Source organism: Candidatus Hydrogenedentota bacterium (genome assembly GCA_035416745.1).
Classification (GTDB): Bacteria; Hydrogenedentota; Hydrogenedentia; order Hydrogenedentales; family SLHB01; genus UBA2224.
Genome location: DAOLNV010000046.1, coordinates 26093 through 44131, shown reverse-complemented (window position 1 = coordinate 44131; position 18039 = coordinate 26093). Strand labels below are relative to the sequence as shown.

Here is an 18039-nt window from a genome sequence, read left to right as displayed (position 1 = left end):
CTGGTATGTTTCGCGCCGTTGGCGCTCCGGAGGTCCTATGCCTTTGCCGTTGGCGCTGGGGCGGGGCTCGCCAAGACGTGGCCGTGTCAAACGCGGCGCTTTGGCGGTTCGTGTCGGGCAGGGCATGTTTCGGGCCTTCAGCCCTCTTGCCTTTTGTGAATCACCTCCCCTGGGCCTTCAGCCTAGGCAATGCCGCCGCGTATGTGTCCCGTTTCAGCGCCAACGGCGCGAAACATACCAGCCCAGGCTGAAGGCCTGGGGAAAGGGATTCCCTCGTATTCCCCGGGCTGAAAGCCCGGCACAGGGTTCAAACGGGCGCGAGTGGATTCGCATTTCACGTTCCGGGAGATTGAGGGGTGAAGGTGTTTCGGGACTTCAGCCCTCCCCGTTTGTTTGATGCCGTTTACCTGGCCCTCCAGCCCAGGCTGAAGGCCTGGGGAAAGGGATTCCCTCGTATTCCCCGGGCTGAAAGCCCGGCACAGGGTTCAAACGGGCGCGAGTGGATTCGCATTTCACGTTCCGGGAGATTGAGGGGTGAAGGTGTTTCGGGACTTCAGCCCTCCCCGTTTGTTTGATGCCGTTTACCTGGCCCTCCAGGCCAGGCTGGTATGTTTCGCGCGGTTGGCGCTCCGGAGGCCCCGTGCCCTCGCCGTTTGCGCGGAAGAGGCGAAGTCCGTAAGCCTGCGAGGATGCCTGGCGCCGTTTGCGCGGAAGAGGCGAAGTCCGTAAGCCTGCGAGGATGCCTGGCGCCGTTGGCGCGGAAGAGGCGAAGTCCGTAAGCCTGCGCTACGGAGCGCGCCAAAGGCCCTCCATCGAAGACCTCCCTCAAGTAAAACCGCCTCGCCCTTTCAGATATCTTTATTGTGAGGCAATTCGCAGACTTGAAGTAAGGGGCCGTTCGGGGGATACTTAGGACCCATTCAGCCCATATTCCGTTCGAATCTTGTCGGAGCGTCCGGGGGCGAAGAAGGTGGTTTCGCCGGCGGGATGCATTCTCCGTTCGGGCGAGGGCGCCTTCAGCCGCCTTGGGCGCGGCAAGTCGCAGGCAATGCAAGGAGATAAACATGAAGGTCAAGCGGTCAATCACACGGCGGAATTTCCTTCGGAACAGCGCCTTGGCGTTCGCGGGCATTGCGATTGTGCCGCGGCGCGTTCTGGGCGCTCCCGGAGAACCTTCTCCCAACGAAGAACTTACCAAGGCGATCATCGGCGTGGGCGGCATGGGACGCGGCCACATTGGCATGCCGGGCGCGCGGCTGGTCGCGGTGTGCGATGTTGATTCATCGCATCTGGAGGAGGCGCTCAAGATGTCGCCCGAGGGGACCCAGGGCTACCGGGATTTCCGCGAGGTGCTCGACCGGCCCGACGTCGATATCATCCACGTGCCCACGCCGCCGCATTGGCATGCGCTTATCACCATCGCCGCCGCGGAAGCGGGCAAAGACGTGTGGTGCGAGAAACCCATGACCCGCACCATTGGCGAGGGCAAGAAAGTCGTCGAGGCCATCCAGCGCAACGGCCGCATTTTCCGGCTCAACACCTGGTTCCGGTTCAAGGATGGTTTCTACGGCTTCGGGACGCCCGTGGCGCCGATCAAGAAGCTGGTCGACAGCGGCATGCTCGGTTGGCCTCTCAAGGTTTTTGTAGGCGGAACCACGGGGTTCAACTGGAAGTTCAACTGGAGCGGCCTGACCAATCTGACGCCCGAGCCCGTGCCCGAGACCTTGGACTACGATTTCTGGCTTGGTCCGGCGCCCTACAAGCCCTACCATCCCCACCGTGTGCACGTCACTTTCCGCGGATACTGGGACTACGACGGCGGCGGGCTGGGCGACATGGGGCAGCATTACCTTGACCCCGTCCAGTATTTTCTCGGTAAGGACGACACGAGCCCGGTTGAAGTGGAAGTAGACGCGCCTCAGCAGCACCACGATGCGGTCAGCTCTTGGCGGCGGATCGTACTGCGGTACGCGGACGGTTGCGAGATCATCCTCGACGGTGAAGGGACAGATGCGTCGAAGCCCTATATCGAAGGTCCTGACGGCAAGTTGTTCAAGGGTTTCCGGTCGGACATTCCGAATCTCGAGAAGAAGCTGGCCCAGTTTCCCGACCCTGAACCGCAGATGACGGATTTCGCCGAGGCGGTCCGGACGCGCACGAAGTTCGCGCTCAATGAGGCCAACGGGCATCGTTCGTGCACGATAGTCAACCTTGCGAAGGCCGCGGTGCAGCTCGGGCGAAATCTGCGTTTTGATCCCGTGAAACAGGAGTTCATCGACGACGAAGGCGCGAACAGGCTGGTTGACCAGCCCATGCGCGCCCCCTGGCAGTTGTCGTGACCGCATGAAGAGATGGAACGCCACCGGGCGCGGCTGCGCCCGCGATGATATGAGGAAAGGAAATGGACATGATACGTCGAGGACTCTTGCTGGCAGGCAAAGCGGCGCTGGTGGCCGTACTGGCTTTCGTTTGTGCCGCTCCCGCATCCGCACAGCCCACCGTCGAGGAATTGCTGGGCAGAATGCCCGCACAGACCATCCAAGACATGGCGGCCGCAGGCCAAGACCTGATCGCACTGGGGCCGGACGCAATCAAAGCTGTCTGTGCGATGCTTGTGCCCCCTGGGGCCGGTGATGACACCAATGCGCGCTTCCTGTTGAGCGGATTGGCGAAACATGTGTCGCGCGGCGGCGCCGAAGAGGCTCGGGCAATGGTTTCGGGCGCATTTGCCGGGGCGCTCGAAGCCGCGGCAGACCCCGAGGTCAAGACATTCTTGATTAACCAGTTCCAAGTATGCGGAGGCGCGGAGACAGTGGACGCGCTCCTCAAATACCTGGGCGATGAGCAGCTGGCCGAACCCGCCACGCAGGCGTTGCTCGCGATTCGTACCGACAACGTCGTACCGGCATTGAAAGCGGCGTTCGAAGGGGCTGAAGGCGCGCGCGCCGTCACGCTCATCAAAGCTCTGGGCGAGTTGCGCGTGACGGACATGGCCGGCAAGGTCGTTCCGTTCGCCGCATCGGAAAACCGTGAGACCCGTCTCGCGGCCTATCAGGCCTTGGCGGAGATGGGGGCGCCGCAGGACCTCGAGGCGCTTCGTAATGTCTATGAGAGCGCCCCGCCGTACGAGAAGGCGAAAGTGGTGTCATACGGTTTGGCCTACGCGCGGCGATTGGCCGAGGCCGGCGACATGCAAGCCGCCAATACCATCTGCGATTATCTGATGGCCAGTAATCAGGCCAGTTTTCGCTGCGCCGCGCTGTCGACCCTCGTCGATATCGGCAACCCGTCGGCGCAGAGCCTCCTCCTGTCCGCTACGGACGATCCGAGCATCGAATACCGGGCAACGGCATTGAAACTCGCCAGCAAATTCCCTTCCAGGGAGTTTACCCTCCAGTGGATGGCCAAGATGGCGGGGGCCTCGCCGGAAGTCCGTGCTGAGATCATCGCCATGCTCGGCAGCCGGGGCGATAACATTGTCTCGGATAGCCTGACACGCCAGATTCTTGCGGAAGAGAAGGTCGTCCGGCTGGCGGCTATCAACGCCGCAACGGAACTTACCGGGAACCGCGCGGTTTCGCCCATGGTGGACCGTTTGCGCAAGGGTGCCGAGGAAGACGAGATTGAGGCGATAAGATCGGCACTGCTCCGGGTTCCTGGGAGGCAGGTTGTGAAGGCCTGCGCTCACGCATTGAATGAAACGCCGCCTCCGGCGCGCGTGGCCCTTCTCTATGTTCTAAAGCAACGGCAGGCTGATATTGCGCGCCGCGAGGTCTTCGCCCAAGCCAAGGCGGAAGACGAGACGGTCCGTATGGCTGCCATTGACGCGTTGTCGACCGTGGCCAAACCAGCCGACGCGGCCCAGGTTGTGGATTTGGTGGTTGCGGCGCAGTCCGATGCCGAAAAGGATGCGGCCCGCTCCGTCCTGGTATCCCTGGTTTCGGGGAAGCCGTCGCCGCTTTTCGACGCTATCGCGAAGCATGAAGGGCAGGCGCGGGCCGATCTCGTTGCCGCGCTTCCTGCTCTGGGCAGCGACGAAGCGTACGGGGTGGCTGAGGCGGCTGTTGCCAGCGGGGACCCCGTGGTGAAAGACGCGGCGGTGCGCGCCGTATCAGAGTGGCCAACCCCTGTGGCTATGCCGCGCCTCCTGGAGATCGCCAAGACGACCGACAACGAGACTCATCACGTGCTGTCGCTCGGCGGATATCTCCGGCTCGTGCCGGCTGCCGCCACCGCGCCGCCTGAGAAGGTGGCTCAATACAAAGAGGCGTTGGATGCCGCGCGGCGCAAAGACGAGAGGGTCGCGGCGCTTTCGGGTCTTGCGGCGATTCGCACAATCGAGTCGCTCGGTATGGTGGCCCAGTACCTGGATAACGACGAGCTGAAGACAGATGCGGCGCTTGCCGCGGTTCAGATTGCATGCCCGCAGGGCGAGAATAACCCCGGACTGGTTGCTCCCGAAGCCGTTGCCATACTCCAGAAAGCCAAAGAGCGCACGGATAGCGAAGATTTGCGCAAACAGATCGACGCGCACCTGGCCACTATCGCTCCCCCTGCGCCCCCTGCGCCAGCACCTGAAGAAGGTTTTGTCGCTCTTTTTAACGGCACGGACCTGAGCGGGTGGGAGGGCGATACGGCCGGTTACGCAGCCGAGGACGGGCTTCTGGTATGCAAGCCCGGCGGTAATCTTTATACGGTCAAGGACTACGCGAATTTTGTGCTCCGGTTCGACTTCAAACTCACCCCCGGCGCAAACAACGGCTTGGCGGTACGGGTGCCCATGCCGGCCCACGCCGCGTACGACGGCATGGAACTTCAGATCCTCGACGACACGCATGAAAAGTATAAGGACATCCAACCCTACCAGCATCATGGGTCCATTTACGGCGTTGTTCCCGCCAAGACCGGCTTTCTCAAGCCCGTGGGCGAATGGAATGAGCAGGAAGTCGTCGCGGAAGGACGCCACATCGTCGTGACACTGAACGGGGAAGTCATTGTCGACGCCAATATCGAAGATGCGAGCAAGAACGGCACCATCGACGGCAAAGAACACCCGGGTTTGCTGCGCGATTCCGGGCGTCTCGGATTCTGCGGCCACGGCGATGTGCTCTATTTCCGCAACATTCGGGTGAAGGAACTCCCGTAAACGAGCGGGTCGCGGTCGATACATTGACGAAATGGCTGTAACGAGGCGGCCTCGCCGGAGGCCGCCTTCGTGTTGGAGGATAAGGGAATGTGCATCAGAATGGCCGCGGCTGCGCTCACGGTATTGTTGATCGCGGCGGGCGTGAAAACCGTTTCCGCCCAGGAGATGCCGCAATTCCGGGTACGCGAGTTTGACGGAGGCCGCGCCGTGGAGGTTCTCTCGGGGGACCGTGCATTACTCGCTTCCCCGCCCGAGGGCTTGTGGTCGGTGGCGATGGATTGGCGCGACCAGTGGCCTGCTGATTGGCGCCACGCCCACGCCACGGAAGTCGAACAATCCGGTGATTGGACCATTCTCCGCGGCGTGGTGGAGACGGCGCGGGGCAACTGGCGGGTATCGGATGCGTACCGTTCGGAAGGCCGTGTGGTGAAATGCGTTCGCCGGTTCGTCTGGGAAGGCGCCGCGCCTGCCGCTCGCGTCACTTTGTCCGTCCGGTTTCAAACCCCCGGCACAGGATCCGGCGTACTCATGCCGGGCATCCTTTATTATGGCAATCCCTCGGGTGCGCGCAGCGGCAAGACTCCCGTGTATGGCGGAACGCCGGGGGAGGAGGCGTTCTATGAAGAGCACCGGTTTCCCATGCCGTTTGCAGGTCTCGAATGGCAGGAGAATGGCGTGTTCAATGGCGTTGGCTTGCACACGCTGCCTTCCCCGGTTCCATACGGCAATCTTCCTGACCAGTGGTGGTCGCTGGGTATCCGGGCGCTCGAAAACGGCGCCGAGCTGGCGTTGTTGTCAGGGCCTTGCGCGTCCAACGGTCAGCATAGTGTGGTGAAGGCCATGCAGCCGGGGTTTCTGCCCTACGATGACGCGTATCTGAACGTCGCGCCCGGCGCCATCATCGAAAAGACGTTCTATCTAGAGGCGTTTCCTGTACCCAGGGAAGGCGCGGGATTTCAGCGGCCGGTCTGGACCAGTCTGGCCCTGTTCGAGCCTTATCGCCTGGAAGGGCTGCCAACGTTTGGGGAAATCGTCAAGGCGAAATACCGTTTTTCGGATACCCGATGGTACGAATCAGGCGACGCGGCGGGTTACACGAAGTATCCGGACAAGCACATCTACGTGATGGGCTGGTGCGGCCAGGCCGCAGCCCTTGGTTACGCCAATCAGATCCTGGGACCCCGCCTGGGCGCTTCCACAGCCCTCGAGCGCGCGCAGAAATCCCTTGACCTTCTGACCGGCGCCGCTTTCTACGAGGGAGGCTTCCACACGTGGTACCACTGCGACGAAAACAAGTGGGACCACGACGAACCCCTGTCGCAGGGCCAGGCAATGCTGAACTTCGCGAATGCCATCAAAGCAACTTCAAAATCGGGTCTTGACGATTCCAAGTGGCGGGCTTTTCTCGGGAAAGCCTGCGATTTCCACGCCCAACGCATCCTGGCGGACGGATGGCGCCCGGGGTCCACCGACGAGGCTTTCTTCATCGCTCCTCTGTGCGCCGCGTATGAAATCCTGGGCAGCGAGCACTATTTGCGCGCCGCGGAGAAGGCCGGCCAGGTCTACGCGGACCGGTCGCTGTCCATGCGCGAGCCGTATTGGGGCGGGACACTCGATGCAAGCTGCGAAGACAAGGAAGGCGCCTTTGCCGCGTTCCAGGGGTTCCTCGCCCTGTACGAGACGACAAAAGAACCCCGCTACCTCGAATGGGCCCGGCACGCCTGCGACGTGACGCTGACCTACGTGGTCGTGTGGGATATTGATCTGCCTGCGGGACGTCTGCGCGACCACGCCTTCAAGACACGCGGGTGGACCGCCGTGTCGGTGCAGAACATGCACATCGACGTCTACGGAGTCCTGATTGCGCCCTATGTGTTTAAGCTGGGGCTTGTAACAGGCAACGAAGACCTCAAACGGCTGGCGCTCGTGATGTATCGCAGTTGCGGGCAATTGATCGACGCATACGGAAGCCAGGGCGAACAGCCCCAACACACCAACTATGGGCAACGGGGCGCGATCGACAGTCCCTTCGGTCTTCGCGGGGGCTATGTGGAAGACTGGACCGTGTTCTGGATCACCGCTCATTTTCTCAATGCAGCGGCCCAGTTCGAAGAGATGGGCGTCGAAACGCTGAAATAGCAGGCTCGACGCGCTGCGGCCGGCAGCGGGCCGAGGCATTCGGTCATTCTCGCGTGAGCGGAAGGAAGCCGTGATGCGCAGGGCCGTATCGAGGGCCGGATGAATTCCCGGGAAGGGCGGTGGCGCTTCTATGCCCTATCGTCGAGCAGAGTACACATGCATCTATCGCAATCGGCCTCCCTGGTTGCCGGTGCCTTGGGTGACTTGGCGGGTATCATGAGTTTCTCGTCACCGGAACCGCGGCAGAAACTGCTTGCATCTCGCAGCGAACACCCGACGGCTGGCGATTTGGCCAGTCATGGCTTCCGGCCCTATTCCGAGGCTGGACAACCCGGCGTGACCAATTGCCGCGCTCTGAGCCTTCGGCCGGAGGACCTCACGCAAGCCGCGGACCAGGCCCGGGAGTCCAAGGACCCGTCGCGCGGGGTGATCATCGTGTGCTCAGGACAGAGAAGAGCACAGGCCGCGTTTTCGGCCATAATCAATCTTCGGCCCGCCAACTTCACCCGACGAAACGAGATCCTGGTCGAACTGAGGAATTGTGCTGATGGCATGAACGCAGCAGGCGACGGGAGCGGGTTAGGACTCGAAGCCTTTCATGTCAACTTCCTCGCGGGCTTCAAGAGCGAGGAGCGCAAGGGAAAGATATCCAACTCTATCGACTGACTCATAGAGATAAGCGCCCGGATACCCTTGGAATATACCGTCCTCAAAGAGAGAGCCCACAGCCTCTTCCACGATACGTGACGCTTCCGAGTGCAGACGGTTTTCGCCACATTTTCGTTTCGGGCCAAAGCGGACCGGTCGCATCTTGATTCAAAGAAACACCATCTGCTATTTTGTAAACTGGGGTGTGGGTCAAGCGCCCCGGGAGCGGAGTCTCTCTTGCGGGGGTGCAGATGTGTGTCACGGAAGGATGCTGACATTCATACGCGGTACCGCTCTAAGATCTGGATAAGGGAGCTGCTCGGAGGCGCGGTTCAACCGTCTCTGCCCGCCGTGGTGGGAGCGCTGCTCATTGCCACCGTGCTGTTCGTTTGTTGTCTCACCCTGCTCACGCCGGACCTATTGGGCGCGGCGGACTGTGGGTATTTCATGGTCAATTGGAGAGATGACTACGCCTACCTCACTTCCGCCGTCCTCCACATCACACGAGGCGATTCTTCAAAGCAGATGATCGCGGTAATAGGCGCGTCCGCGTCCCGAGAATCCATCGCCACCGGCGACTATTTCGCCGGCCTGATGGAGGAGAAGCTCGGTCAGCCGTTCAACGTGCATCAGCTTACTGCGGGAGGGCTCACGCATTGGGAAGCCGCTGCGGTCGCGGATTGCATTGCCGAACACGTTCGCGGCGTGGTTGTTTTGGAAGTGTCGCCCGGGAAGATGGCGCTCCCGATTCGAATGTTCGAGGGACTTGTGCGCCAACCGCGCCTTGCCCTTGATTCTAAGGCCTTTGACGATGAAGCGCGTCTGGCGGGTATCAAGTTGCCGCGGCGGACGGGCAATTTCTTTCTGGATCATCACGGTTTCTTCTCCGCGCGCCCGGCAGCAGTGCTCAACCTTTTGAGGGGTCCTGTCGTGCCCGACTTTCATCAGGCCGAGACGTGGAGGCCGATCTCCGAAGAAGAGTGGTTGAAGGCCGAGGAAGCGCTCAGGCAGCGAATAGAAGGCTATGCCGAGAACAGCCAACGCAACTTCCAAGTTGTGGAGCGTACCATTGCGCAGTTGCGTGAGGCCGGCGGCATTCATGTTGTGTTGTTGGAGGCGGTGCAGAATCCACGCGCCGACCAGATCATGCGGGATTCGCCTGAATCAAGAAAGAGCCTCGAAGCGTACGAGAGGGACATAAGAGCGTTTGTGAAAGCGTGGAATGTGCCTTACTTGAACATTAATGCCGAAGCACAACTTGTGCCCAGCGAATTCATCGACACGAGCCACCTCCGGGACGCGAAAGCCGCGGAACGGTACACCCGTGTGCTTGCGTCTCACTTGGCATCGCTCATAAGCAGCGAACAAACGGACCAGGAGGGATGAGGATGAGGTTACCCCGCCTACTCGGCATCGCGTTGCAGGCCATCGTGCTTGGCGTGTTCTTGTTTCTGGCCGTCGCAAAACTCGTCGGTTTGGAGACGGGCGCGCGAATCTTTCGGTATCAGGCATTTTAGACGATGATTCAATCCGGCATTTTCTGGCTAGTCGTTCTGTCCTCAGCAGTCGTCTTCTGGGTGCTACCCCAGCGATTTCGAACGGTGTTTCTAGCTATCGTCTCGATGGGATACCTCGCATGGTTGGCACCATTCAGCGTGCTCGGTCTTGTCGTGTGGACGCTGGCTTTCTATTATCTGGCGCCGCTGGCTGCGACAGGAGGCGCTAGAGGGCGGTGGTTGTTGCCCGTTCTGATTCTGGCTATTCTTGGCTATCTTGCATACTTCAAGTACATTCCACCCCTTGTAGCCGCATTGTCACCCGACCCCGTCGAAAAGCAATTCATTGTTCCACTGGGCATCAGCTACTTCACGTTTAAGTTCATTCACTACGCGATCGAGACCGCCCGGGGCAACATCAAACACCGATCGTTGCCGGACTTTTTCTGTTACACGTTCCTGTTCCCGACCTTCACAGCGGGACCTATCGAACGCTTCGACCATTTCATCGAGAACCGGGAGGAGTCATGGCAGCCCCAATCCATGGCCGAGGGTCTCACGCGCATTATTCATGGCCTCGCAAAGAAGCTCGTCATCGCCGAAATGTTCCTGAAGCCTTTCCTTAGGGGGATGACGCCAACCTCATTTCTGCTGCGCTTGGACGTACTTCCCACCCACAAAGTGTGGGGATACCTTGTCTTGACGTTTCTCATCTACTACATGGACTTCAGCGCGTACTCAGATATCGCCATCGGCATCAGCCGGCTGTTCGGCATCAAGATCATGGAGAACTTCAATTTTCCGATTATCGCACCCAACATCAGTAATTTCTGGAAACGGTGGCATATGACGCTCTCCGGCTGGTGCCAAACGTACGTCTACATGCCCGTCATCGGGCTTACTCGAAATCCGTACCTCGCCACGCTAGCCTCTTTCCTGGTCATGGGGCTCTGGCATTCCGGCACGCTCACGCGCGTGGGCTGGGGGACGTACCAAGCAGCGGGTGTGGCTGTCTATATGACTTGGACCCGTATCAAGCGGTCCAAACGGTGGCGGTTCCTCGATCGCGGTCCTTGGCCTTACCTGGGGATACCGATTACAATGCTGTTTGTTGCTTCCAGCACGGCTTTTTTAGTCATTGAATATCAGTTTCCCGTGTATGAAGCGTTTCGCATTTTGGCTAGGCTCGTGTTCCTGCACCTTCCGTCATGATGGGCGCCGTCTCAAGGAACTTCGAGCATGCTGCGCGAAGCGTAGCCGCCACAGGGCAGAGAGAGATAGGTCGTGGTCCTGTATACACTGTACGATCTGGTAGAGAGGAATCTTCCCGAGCTGGCCGAGAAGCCCGCCGTGGTACTCGGGAACACCGAAGTCACCTATGGCGAACTCGCCCGTCGAGCGGAAGCTTTGGCTGCCTGGCTTCATGACCGGGGCATAGGGCGCGGCGACCGCGTGGCCATTTATCTCCACAAGAGCATCGAGGAAGTTATCGCGACATTTGCCGTTGCCCGAATCGGAGCCATCATCGTTAATGTAAGCTATCAGCGCACTATGCGGCAGTTGGATTATGTTGTCCGCGACTGCCAGGTCAGACTCCTTTTCACCGACCGGCGCAGCGCGATAATTGCACAAAAAGCAGGGGCGCTGAGTTCCGTTCAGCACGTAGTCGTCGTCGGTACCTCGGATGGAATTGCGAATGCGACAGCATGGGATGACGTGCCGCAATCCGGCGAAGCGCCGTCGAGTCGTCCCGTCGATGCAGACCTGGCTTCTTTACACTATACCTCCGGCTCAACAGGCATGCCGAAGGGAGTCATGACGACGCATCTCAACCTGCTCGATGGCACATACCGCGTTGCAGACTATCTTCGAAATTGCGCAGAAGATCGCATTCTGGGACTCGTGTCTCTGAGCGCGCCGTGGGGATTGCTCCAAATCACGACCATGTTTCTCAAAGGGGGGACGGTTGTGCTGCAACCCGTGGCGATTCCAGCCGAAATTGTTCGCACGATTATAGCGAAGAACGTAACCGGCATGGCGGCTTTCCCCGTCACCTGGATCGATGTCGTGGCCTACTTGCAGCAAGAGCCGGCTCGGATGCCGTCCCTTCGATATATCACCAGTTCCGGCGGCAAGATTCCCCTTCCGGCGCTTGAGGCCATGCCCAAAGCGCTTCCGGGCGTGCACGTCTATCTGACGTATGGTCTCACGGAAGCGTTCCGCTCGACGGTTTTGCCCCCCGATCGGTTCCGCGATAAGATGGGCTCACTTGGGCGACCGTGCCGCAATGTTGACGTGTTCGTCATCGACCCGGTGAAAGGCGTCTGTGGCCCGGGCGAACAAGGGGAACTCATCCATCGAGGAACGCTTGTTACCAAGGGGTATTGGGGCGACCCGGAAGCCACGGCGCAAAGCTTCAGGCCTTGCGAAGCGCTTCGACCGCTCATCGGTGACGAAATCGTCCACTACAGCGGCGATATTGTGCGGATTGACGATGAGGGTTTTCTGTGGTTTGTAGAGCGAGCCGATTCGGTCATCAAGTGCAGCGGCTATCGCGTTAGTCCGACTGAGGTCGAAGACATCGTCCATCGCAGCCGACTGGTAAACCATGTTGTGGCGTTTGGAGTCGAGGACGACGCGCTGGGGCAAGTGGTTCATATTGCAGTCTCCGCAGAAGACCGTGATGTCGACGTCAATGGGCTGATGCAATTCTGCCGCCACAACATGCCCACGTTCATGATTCCCCAGAAGGTACATATCTGGGAGGGTCGCATGCCAATCGCGGGCACCGGTAAGATTGATCGATGCGCCGTCGTCGATGCGTGCCTGAACAAAGACCGGAAGGCAAACCATTAGAATCCGTTCTGAGTTTTCCCTGGCGAGCCGCCCGGGGCGAACACGTAGGAGGTAGGAACACGCATGGCGCTTGCTCGTGCCGCTCTTGTCGAGTATATCATCTCGAGTTTCGACCTGGACCAGAAGGAAGTGGATGACAACACGACGCTGTTCTCCGACGGCCTCCTGGATTCTTTCTGCATGGTTTCCCTGATTTCTTATATTGAATCAGAGGCTGGCATCAAATTCCGCCCGACGGAAGTCAATCTGGACAACCTGGACTCGGTTGGACGGATCCTGGCCTTTATTGAACGCAAGTCTGGATAGCAGTCCAGGTCTTGGGACGTGTAACTATATGGAGGCTCTGGCTTTCGGAGTAGATCAGCCATGGAAAAGAATGAGTATGCGGAGGCTCAGAGGGGGCCCTGGAGACGGCGGGCCGCGAGGGGGTTCACCGTTCTTCTCGCTCTTTACGTCTTTGCCATGGTCGCGAAGGTCGCGCTTGAGATCGATGTGTTTCAGGTGAACTTCCGTCTCTACTACTACGCGGCCCTGGCCTTTAACCGAGGATTGAACCCATACGACTCCGAGGTAACGCGGGAGCTGGCCGGCGGGAAATTCGTTCTGCCGTGTGCCTATCCGCCGCTTTCGTTGAATCTCCTGCGACCGTTTGCGCTTCTTGACTATGCCTCTTCTTACCGTTGTTTCCTGTTGTTGAAATGTGCAGCTCTTGCTTTGTGTTTGTGGCTTTGGCAGCGCAAGTTTCTGGACGGCGGCATCGATAACGTGTTTCTGTTCGTGTGTCTGATTGGCTTCAACTATGCGATCTTCTACGACCTTCAGGCCGGCAACGTGTCATCCCTTGCTCAAACGGTCCTGTGGCTGGGGTTGTACGCGTACACCCGCGGACGCCTGGGATGGTTCGTCGTTTGCACGGTGGCGGCCTCGATCTTCAAGTTTACTCCGGCGTTCTTTCTCGTCCTGTTGCTGATGACGGATGGGCGGAAGAAATGGCTCTGGTGCGCGGTGGGCCTCGCGGCATTCGCCCTGCTGCACGGGGCATCCTACGCGTTGTATCCCGACCTTACACGGGCTTTCCTCGAGAACACGGGCAAAGTTCAAGGCATGGTTTCCGCCAGTAGTGCGCTGGCCGAGAACTTCCCGGGAGCCCCGGCCACTTGGCCGCTCATCAAGACTTTGTTCATAAGAGCGGGCGAGAGGCTCGGAACCCCGTTGCCGAACACGCTGCCGGTCCTGGCGTTTGCGGTTCTCGTGCTGGCTGTGTTCGGCGTGACCTGGCTTGCCTTGACACGCAGTGCGGAGCCCGACTCCCGGCGACGGAATATCCTGTTCGTCGTACTTGCCTGCTTGGTCTACCTGCTCGTAACGCCGCGGCTCATGCTCTACGAATACGTATTGGGACTGTTGCCAGCTTATTATGTGGTCCGGCGTCTGCGCTACGTAAACGCTGCCTTTCTGCTCGTAGTATTGATGGTTCCGGCCCCGATCACGGGCCGTGCTCCCGCCTTCAATTTCTTGATTGAAACCTGCACCAATTATTACCCGCTTCTTGTTGTCTACGTGGTTTGGGCACTGTGCGTGTATGACGTGATCTTTCATGAAGGACGTCATTCTTGAGTATGTGCCCTGCCGTGGCCGTGGCGCCATCATGAATCGGCGCTTAATCTGCACGGTTGAATCAAGGAATCGCCTTTCGATTCGTCCTTCGGGTCACGCAATGCCCTTCTCTTGTGAAATTGCTGAAAGAGTTTGATGAAGGCGTGGAGTGCGAAAGGTGGCACTGCATTTGCAATGCGCATAAAGCCGCTCGATTTCGGGTAGGGAAGTCATCCCGTCTTAGACAACAGTCGCGGCCGGCGGTGTAACGATGCCGCTTGTTTTGGGCACCAAGGGAGTGGAGTTTCTTCTGGAGCGGGGAAAATACTTGCGGGGCCGCTTCTCAGCCCCGTTCCTTCTTCGGGCGGGGGCAAGGCTTCTTTCCGGCTGGCGTTTTCGGGTAGGATCGTCTGCATACACGAATGCGAGGGTTCAGAAGTGATGCGACTATTCCTTTCCATGCTCGTTGTGCTGGTTCTGGCAGCTGAAACATCATTTGCCGGCGAATTCACGTTGGAGAAGATGAAAGGCTGGTCGATCGTCGTCGCCGGGGACGCCGCGGCCAGCGAGCGGTATGCAGGAGAAGAGTTTCAGTCTCTGTTTCGGCAGTTGACCGGTCTTGACTTGCCGATCGTGGGGCAGGCGCCTGCCAAGTCGAAGAACGTGTTCATTGGTCCCGGAGCGGCTGCTGCCGCTGGTAGAGCGGGTTTTGACGCAAGCGGGATGGGGGAGGAATCACTCCGTATCCGCATACGCGGCAAGAACATTGTCATAGCTGGAGGCCGGCCGCGTGGAACACTGTATGGCGTGTACGAGTTTTTCGAGCGCTATTGCGGAGTTCGTTTTCTGACGGCGGAACAGACGCATTTCCCCGGCGTGGGCCAAGTGCCGCCGCTGGAGGACACTGGTTTTTCGCATACCCCGCCGTTTTCGTTTCGCTGGAGTTACTACAAGGAGAATTCCGACCGTCCGGATTTCGCTGTGCGCATGCGGGTCAATACCGTGGCGAAAGATGAGAAACTGGGCGGGTCTACCCGTCAAACGCTCATCGGGCACAGTTACGGCCGCTGGATCACGACCGAGAAATACGGGAAGACGCATCCCGAATACTTCGCCTTCATCGACGGCGAACGGAAATGCACGCTGGCTACCCCGGCTACCGAGCCGTGCGTAACGAATCCTGACGTAATCGACCTCATCACGGAGGGGGTGTTGGCCGATCTCGATGCCAATCCGGGCATGGAGAACATCGCGGTCAGTCAGAATGACAATGACGGCTATTGCCGCTGCCCGGAGTGCGAGGCCATAAATCAGCGCGAGGGCACTCCGATGGGGGCCAACCTGGCGCTTGTGAATGCCGTGGCCGAGCGGGTCGAGAAGAAGTATCCCGACGTCAAAATCGGAACGCTGGCCTATTGGTATACGCGCAAAGCGCCCAAGACCATCGTGCCGCGCAAGAACGTCCAGATTCAGTTGTGCAGCATCGAATGCTGCGAACTTCACCCCATCGACGACCCCACCTGTCCCAAGAACCGCGAGTTCTGCGAGGATATGCGCGCATGGAAAGCCATTTGTGACAATGTATGGGTTTGGAACTACAACACGAACTTCTCGTACTACGACCTGCCGTTCCCGAACCTGAGCGTGATCGGGCCCAACGTGCGGTTCTTCCGGGACAACAACGCGCGCGGCGTGTTCATGCAGGCCAACGGCAACGGGAATGCGGGAGAGTTCTGCGATCTGCGCAACTACGTGCTTTCGCGCTCGCTTTGGGACCCGTCCCTCGACAGCGAGGCGCTGGTCGAGGAGTTCTGCCGCCTTCATTACCAGGAGGCCGCGCCGGTTATTCTCGAATACATCGAGTTCATCCGGGACAATGCCGAAAGGCTGCATTGCCACCCGAACTGCGGTGCGGCGCCTGTGGAGCTCGGGCTGACGCCCGAGGCGGCGTTCAAAGCCATGGACTTGTTTGAGAAGGCGCTCGCGGCCGCCGGGAGCGACGCCGTGCGCGCGCGGGTCGAGAAGGCGTCCATTCCAGCGTACCGGACGCTGATCCTGGTGAATGGTTTCCCGTGGAAAGTCGAGAACGGGGTGTGCAAACGGGACCTGCCCCAAGAGTACAGCGGCCTTGTGCCCCAATACATCGCGCTGTGCGAGAAGTACGGCATGTCGATGGTGTCGGAGCAGCTTCCCGCCAAAGACTACTTTGACCGTCTTTCGAAAATGGAGGCCATGCCGGCGCTCCGCATCGAAAACGATACGTGGCGACTGACGGTTTTGCCGGAGCAGAACGGGAAGCTGGTCGAGATGTTCCACAAGCCCAGCGGGCGCTGCCTGCTGCCCGCGATCACGCGGGACAACATTCTGCAGGGCGCGTTGGATGAAGTGGGGCAGATGGGATTTGTTACGAACGCGTTCACGGTGTTCCGTGGCGAGGCGAGCGGCGATACGATTCGCCTCCACCGGCCGCTTGACGATGGTTCGACCGTGGAGCGCGTCATCAGGTTGCAGAACGAGTTGGTCTCGTTCGATTCGCAGGTGACCAATGGCGGTTCCGCGCCGAAACGCTTCCAGTTCCGTGTGAGGCCGGAATTTGATGCGTTCACGGGGTCCACGGATTCCGATGTCGTGAGCGTTTACACCAAAGGAAACGCGTGGGAGAAGATCAACCGCGAATGGAAAGGCAATAGCGGGCCGGATAAGGACAAGATGCTGGGTGCGCGGGGCGGCGGGTACGCCTACTTCAATCACGAGGCCAAGGCGGGCGTCCAGATCGAGTACGCCCCGGAATGCGTCAAATACCCACAACTTTGGTGGCGTCCGCAATACCAGCAGGTCAACCTCGAGATGTTCTCTCAGGAACAAGAACTCGCACCGGGCCAGTCGCTGTCAATGGCCTACAGATTCCGGTTTCTCGCCAAGCCGCCGTCTGGGTGAGACGGCCGCCGGCCTCGCCGGGCAGCGGAGAAATTCGGGCCGGCGCTGGACGCTCCCAGACGCGTTATTCCCTACGTGCGGATACGGCGGGTCCCTGCCAGGCTCTCTCGAAAACAGGGCCCCGCAAGAGGCGCAATTTGATTAGCCCGGGGTGTCAGCATCCGGGTCGTGCACCCAGTTTCACGTTGACCCTGCGTGCCCATCAAAACAGGACAACTCCGATATTGACCTGAAAGACGCGGTCGTCATAATATGAAGCATGGTCACTTTACAGAAACTCGTGAGTTGTGGGTTTGGCGGGCGCTGCCTTGGGTGGCTGCTGCTTGCCGCCGTGGTTGGGGGAAGCTTGGGCGCCGCTGAGCCAACGCCGAGCGCGTTGGAAGCCGACTCATCGGGGTGGGTGGACATTATGCCGCCCGCCGAGCTGAAAGGCTGGTCGCGCGTGCCGGTCCCACCGGGCGAGCCGCTTGGTAAGCAGCAGTGGCACGTCGACGAGGCGGGCAAGATGCTCGTCTGCGAGGGAGACGGCGGGCACGACATGCTGCTGTGTAACCGCGAGTTCGGGGACGCCGTGTTTCACGTCGAATTCCGGTACACGAAGGTGGAAGGGAAGTTCGGCTACAACAGCGGCGCCTACGTGCGCAACTCGAAGGATGGCGCGATCTGGCACCAGGCCCAATTGGGCGACAGCACGGGCGGGTATCTCTTCGGGGAAACGCTCGGCCCGGACGGGCAGAAGAGGTTCTTCACCACGACGGAGGAGGTGAAGGATGGGCGGGTCAAGCCCGCGGGCGAATGGAACACGCTCGAGATCACGGCGCGCGGAAGTACGTTAACCTTGTGGGTCAACGGAGCCGTCACGTGCGAGGTCAAGGACTGCGGCAGTCCCAAGGGTCTCGTGGGGGTCGAGGGCGAAGGTTTCCGGATCGAATTCCGCAACCTCAAGGTCAAGAAACTGCAATAGGGGATGGGGGGAAGCGCGGAAGCAGCTGAGCCTTGGCTTATGCATGATCAGGCCGGACAATCGGCTTCTTCAGATACGAGGGGGTAGATGCAGGTTGCCGGGGTGAGGAAAACCGTCCGCGTCTTCATCTGCAGGCCTTCCTGAAAGTCGAGTCGGCGGCGGTCGCGGCGCGTGTGGGTAGGGAATAGGCTTTCCTGCCGTTGGACGTGGATTCGTTTGAAGAAGGGCATTGGCGCGCCGCTTCGATGGGGGCGCCA

At 59.8% G+C, this 18039-nt stretch carries 13 protein-coding genes; 12 read left to right on the top strand and 1 reads right to left on the bottom strand.

The features are described from left to right. The first annotated feature begins 1064 nt into the window (after nucleotides 1-1064). The 12 genes from PLJ71_14110 (at nucleotide 1065) to PLJ71_14055 (ending at nucleotide 17782) form a co-directional block, all read left to right on the top strand. Nucleotides 1065-2339, top strand: coding sequence for a Gfo/Idh/MocA family oxidoreductase (locus PLJ71_14110; GenBank protein HQM49818.1), 1275 nt, complete (start codon nucleotides 1065-1067; stop codon nucleotides 2337-2339). Between the two features lie 68 nt (nucleotides 2340-2407). Next, nucleotides 2408-5146, top strand: coding sequence for a DUF1080 domain-containing protein (locus PLJ71_14105; GenBank protein ID HQM49817.1), 2739 nt, complete (start codon nucleotides 2408-2410; stop codon nucleotides 5144-5146). A gap of 87 nt (nucleotides 5147-5233) precedes the next feature. Further along, nucleotides 5234-7285: a hypothetical protein gene (locus PLJ71_14100; protein ID HQM49816.1), complete on the top strand. Its 2052-nt coding sequence runs from the start codon at nucleotides 5234-5236 to the stop codon at nucleotides 7283-7285. A 156-nt stretch (nucleotides 7286-7441) separates the two neighbouring features. Continuing rightward, complete coding sequence (locus PLJ71_14095; protein ID HQM49815.1) at nucleotides 7442-7951, top strand: hypothetical protein; 510 nt, start codon at nucleotides 7442-7444, stop codon at nucleotides 7949-7951. Nucleotides 7952-8188: 237 nt separating this feature from the next. Further along, nucleotides 8189-9319 carry a hypothetical protein gene (locus PLJ71_14090; protein ID HQM49814.1) on the top strand — a complete coding sequence of 377 codons (1131 nt, stop codon included), beginning with the start codon at nucleotides 8189-8191 and terminating at the stop codon, nucleotides 9317-9319. 2 nt (nucleotides 9320-9321) lie between these two features. Then, on the top strand, nucleotides 9322-9450 hold the full coding sequence (locus tag PLJ71_14085) for a hypothetical protein (GenBank protein ID HQM49813.1): 129 nt from the start codon (nucleotides 9322-9324) through the stop codon (nucleotides 9448-9450). A 3-nt stretch (nucleotides 9451-9453) separates the two neighbouring features. Further along, nucleotides 9454-10641, top strand: a complete 1188-nt coding sequence (locus tag PLJ71_14080) for an MBOAT family O-acyltransferase (protein HQM49812.1) — start codon at nucleotides 9454-9456, stop codon at nucleotides 10639-10641. Between the two features lie 72 nt (nucleotides 10642-10713). Beyond that, a complete protein-coding gene (locus PLJ71_14075; GenBank protein HQM49811.1) occupies nucleotides 10714-12285 on the top strand; it encodes an AMP-binding protein in 1572 nt (523 codons plus the stop codon). Between the two features lie 63 nt (nucleotides 12286-12348). Continuing rightward, a complete protein-coding gene (locus tag PLJ71_14070) occupies nucleotides 12349-12591 on the top strand; it encodes an acyl carrier protein (protein ID HQM49810.1) in 243 nt (80 codons plus the stop codon). A gap of 60 nt (nucleotides 12592-12651) precedes the next feature. After that, on the top strand, nucleotides 12652-13902 hold the full coding sequence (locus PLJ71_14065; GenBank protein HQM49809.1) for a glycosyltransferase family 87 protein: 1251 nt from the start codon (nucleotides 12652-12654) through the stop codon (nucleotides 13900-13902). Between the two features lie 420 nt (nucleotides 13903-14322). Then, complete coding sequence (locus PLJ71_14060) at nucleotides 14323-16818, top strand: DUF4838 domain-containing protein (protein ID HQM49808.1); 2496 nt, start codon at nucleotides 14323-14325, stop codon at nucleotides 16816-16818. A 259-nt stretch (nucleotides 16819-17077) separates the two neighbouring features. After that, nucleotides 17078-17782, top strand: coding sequence for a DUF1080 domain-containing protein (locus PLJ71_14055; protein HQM49807.1), 705 nt, complete (start codon nucleotides 17078-17080; stop codon nucleotides 17780-17782). A gap of 47 nt (nucleotides 17783-17829) precedes the next feature. On the opposite strand, the gene PLJ71_14050 is transcribed toward PLJ71_14055, so the two are convergent. Continuing rightward, on the bottom strand, nucleotides 17830-18039 hold a 210-nt coding region (locus PLJ71_14050; GenBank protein HQM49806.1), incomplete at its 5' end, for a hypothetical protein.

What these genes read in the sequence shown, in the direction of transcription:
- PLJ71_14110 (HQM49818.1), top strand. Translation starts at nt 1,065, where the DNA reads ATGAAGGTCAAGCGGTCAATCACACGGCGGAATTTCCTTCGGAACAGC.
- PLJ71_14105 (HQM49817.1), top strand. Translation starts at nt 2,408, where the DNA reads ATGATACGTCGAGGACTCTTGCTGGCAGGCAAAGCGGCGCTGGTGGCC.
- PLJ71_14100 (HQM49816.1), top strand. Translation starts at nt 5,234, where the DNA reads ATGTGCATCAGAATGGCCGCGGCTGCGCTCACGGTATTGTTGATCGCG.
- PLJ71_14095 (HQM49815.1), top strand. Translation starts at nt 7,442, where the DNA reads ATGCATCTATCGCAATCGGCCTCCCTGGTTGCCGGTGCCTTGGGTGAC.
- PLJ71_14085 (HQM49813.1), top strand. Translation starts at nt 9,322, where the DNA reads ATGAGGTTACCCCGCCTACTCGGCATCGCGTTGCAGGCCATCGTGCTT.
- PLJ71_14080 (HQM49812.1), top strand. Translation starts at nt 9,454, where the DNA reads ATGATTCAATCCGGCATTTTCTGGCTAGTCGTTCTGTCCTCAGCAGTC.
- PLJ71_14070 (HQM49810.1), top strand. Translation starts at nt 12,349, where the DNA reads ATGGCGCTTGCTCGTGCCGCTCTTGTCGAGTATATCATCTCGAGTTTC.
- PLJ71_14065 (HQM49809.1), top strand. Translation starts at nt 12,652, where the DNA reads ATGGAAAAGAATGAGTATGCGGAGGCTCAGAGGGGGCCCTGGAGACGG.
- PLJ71_14060 (HQM49808.1), top strand. Translation starts at nt 14,323, where the DNA reads ATGCGACTATTCCTTTCCATGCTCGTTGTGCTGGTTCTGGCAGCTGAA.
- PLJ71_14055 (HQM49807.1), top strand. Translation starts at nt 17,078, where the DNA reads ATGGTCACTTTACAGAAACTCGTGAGTTGTGGGTTTGGCGGGCGCTGC.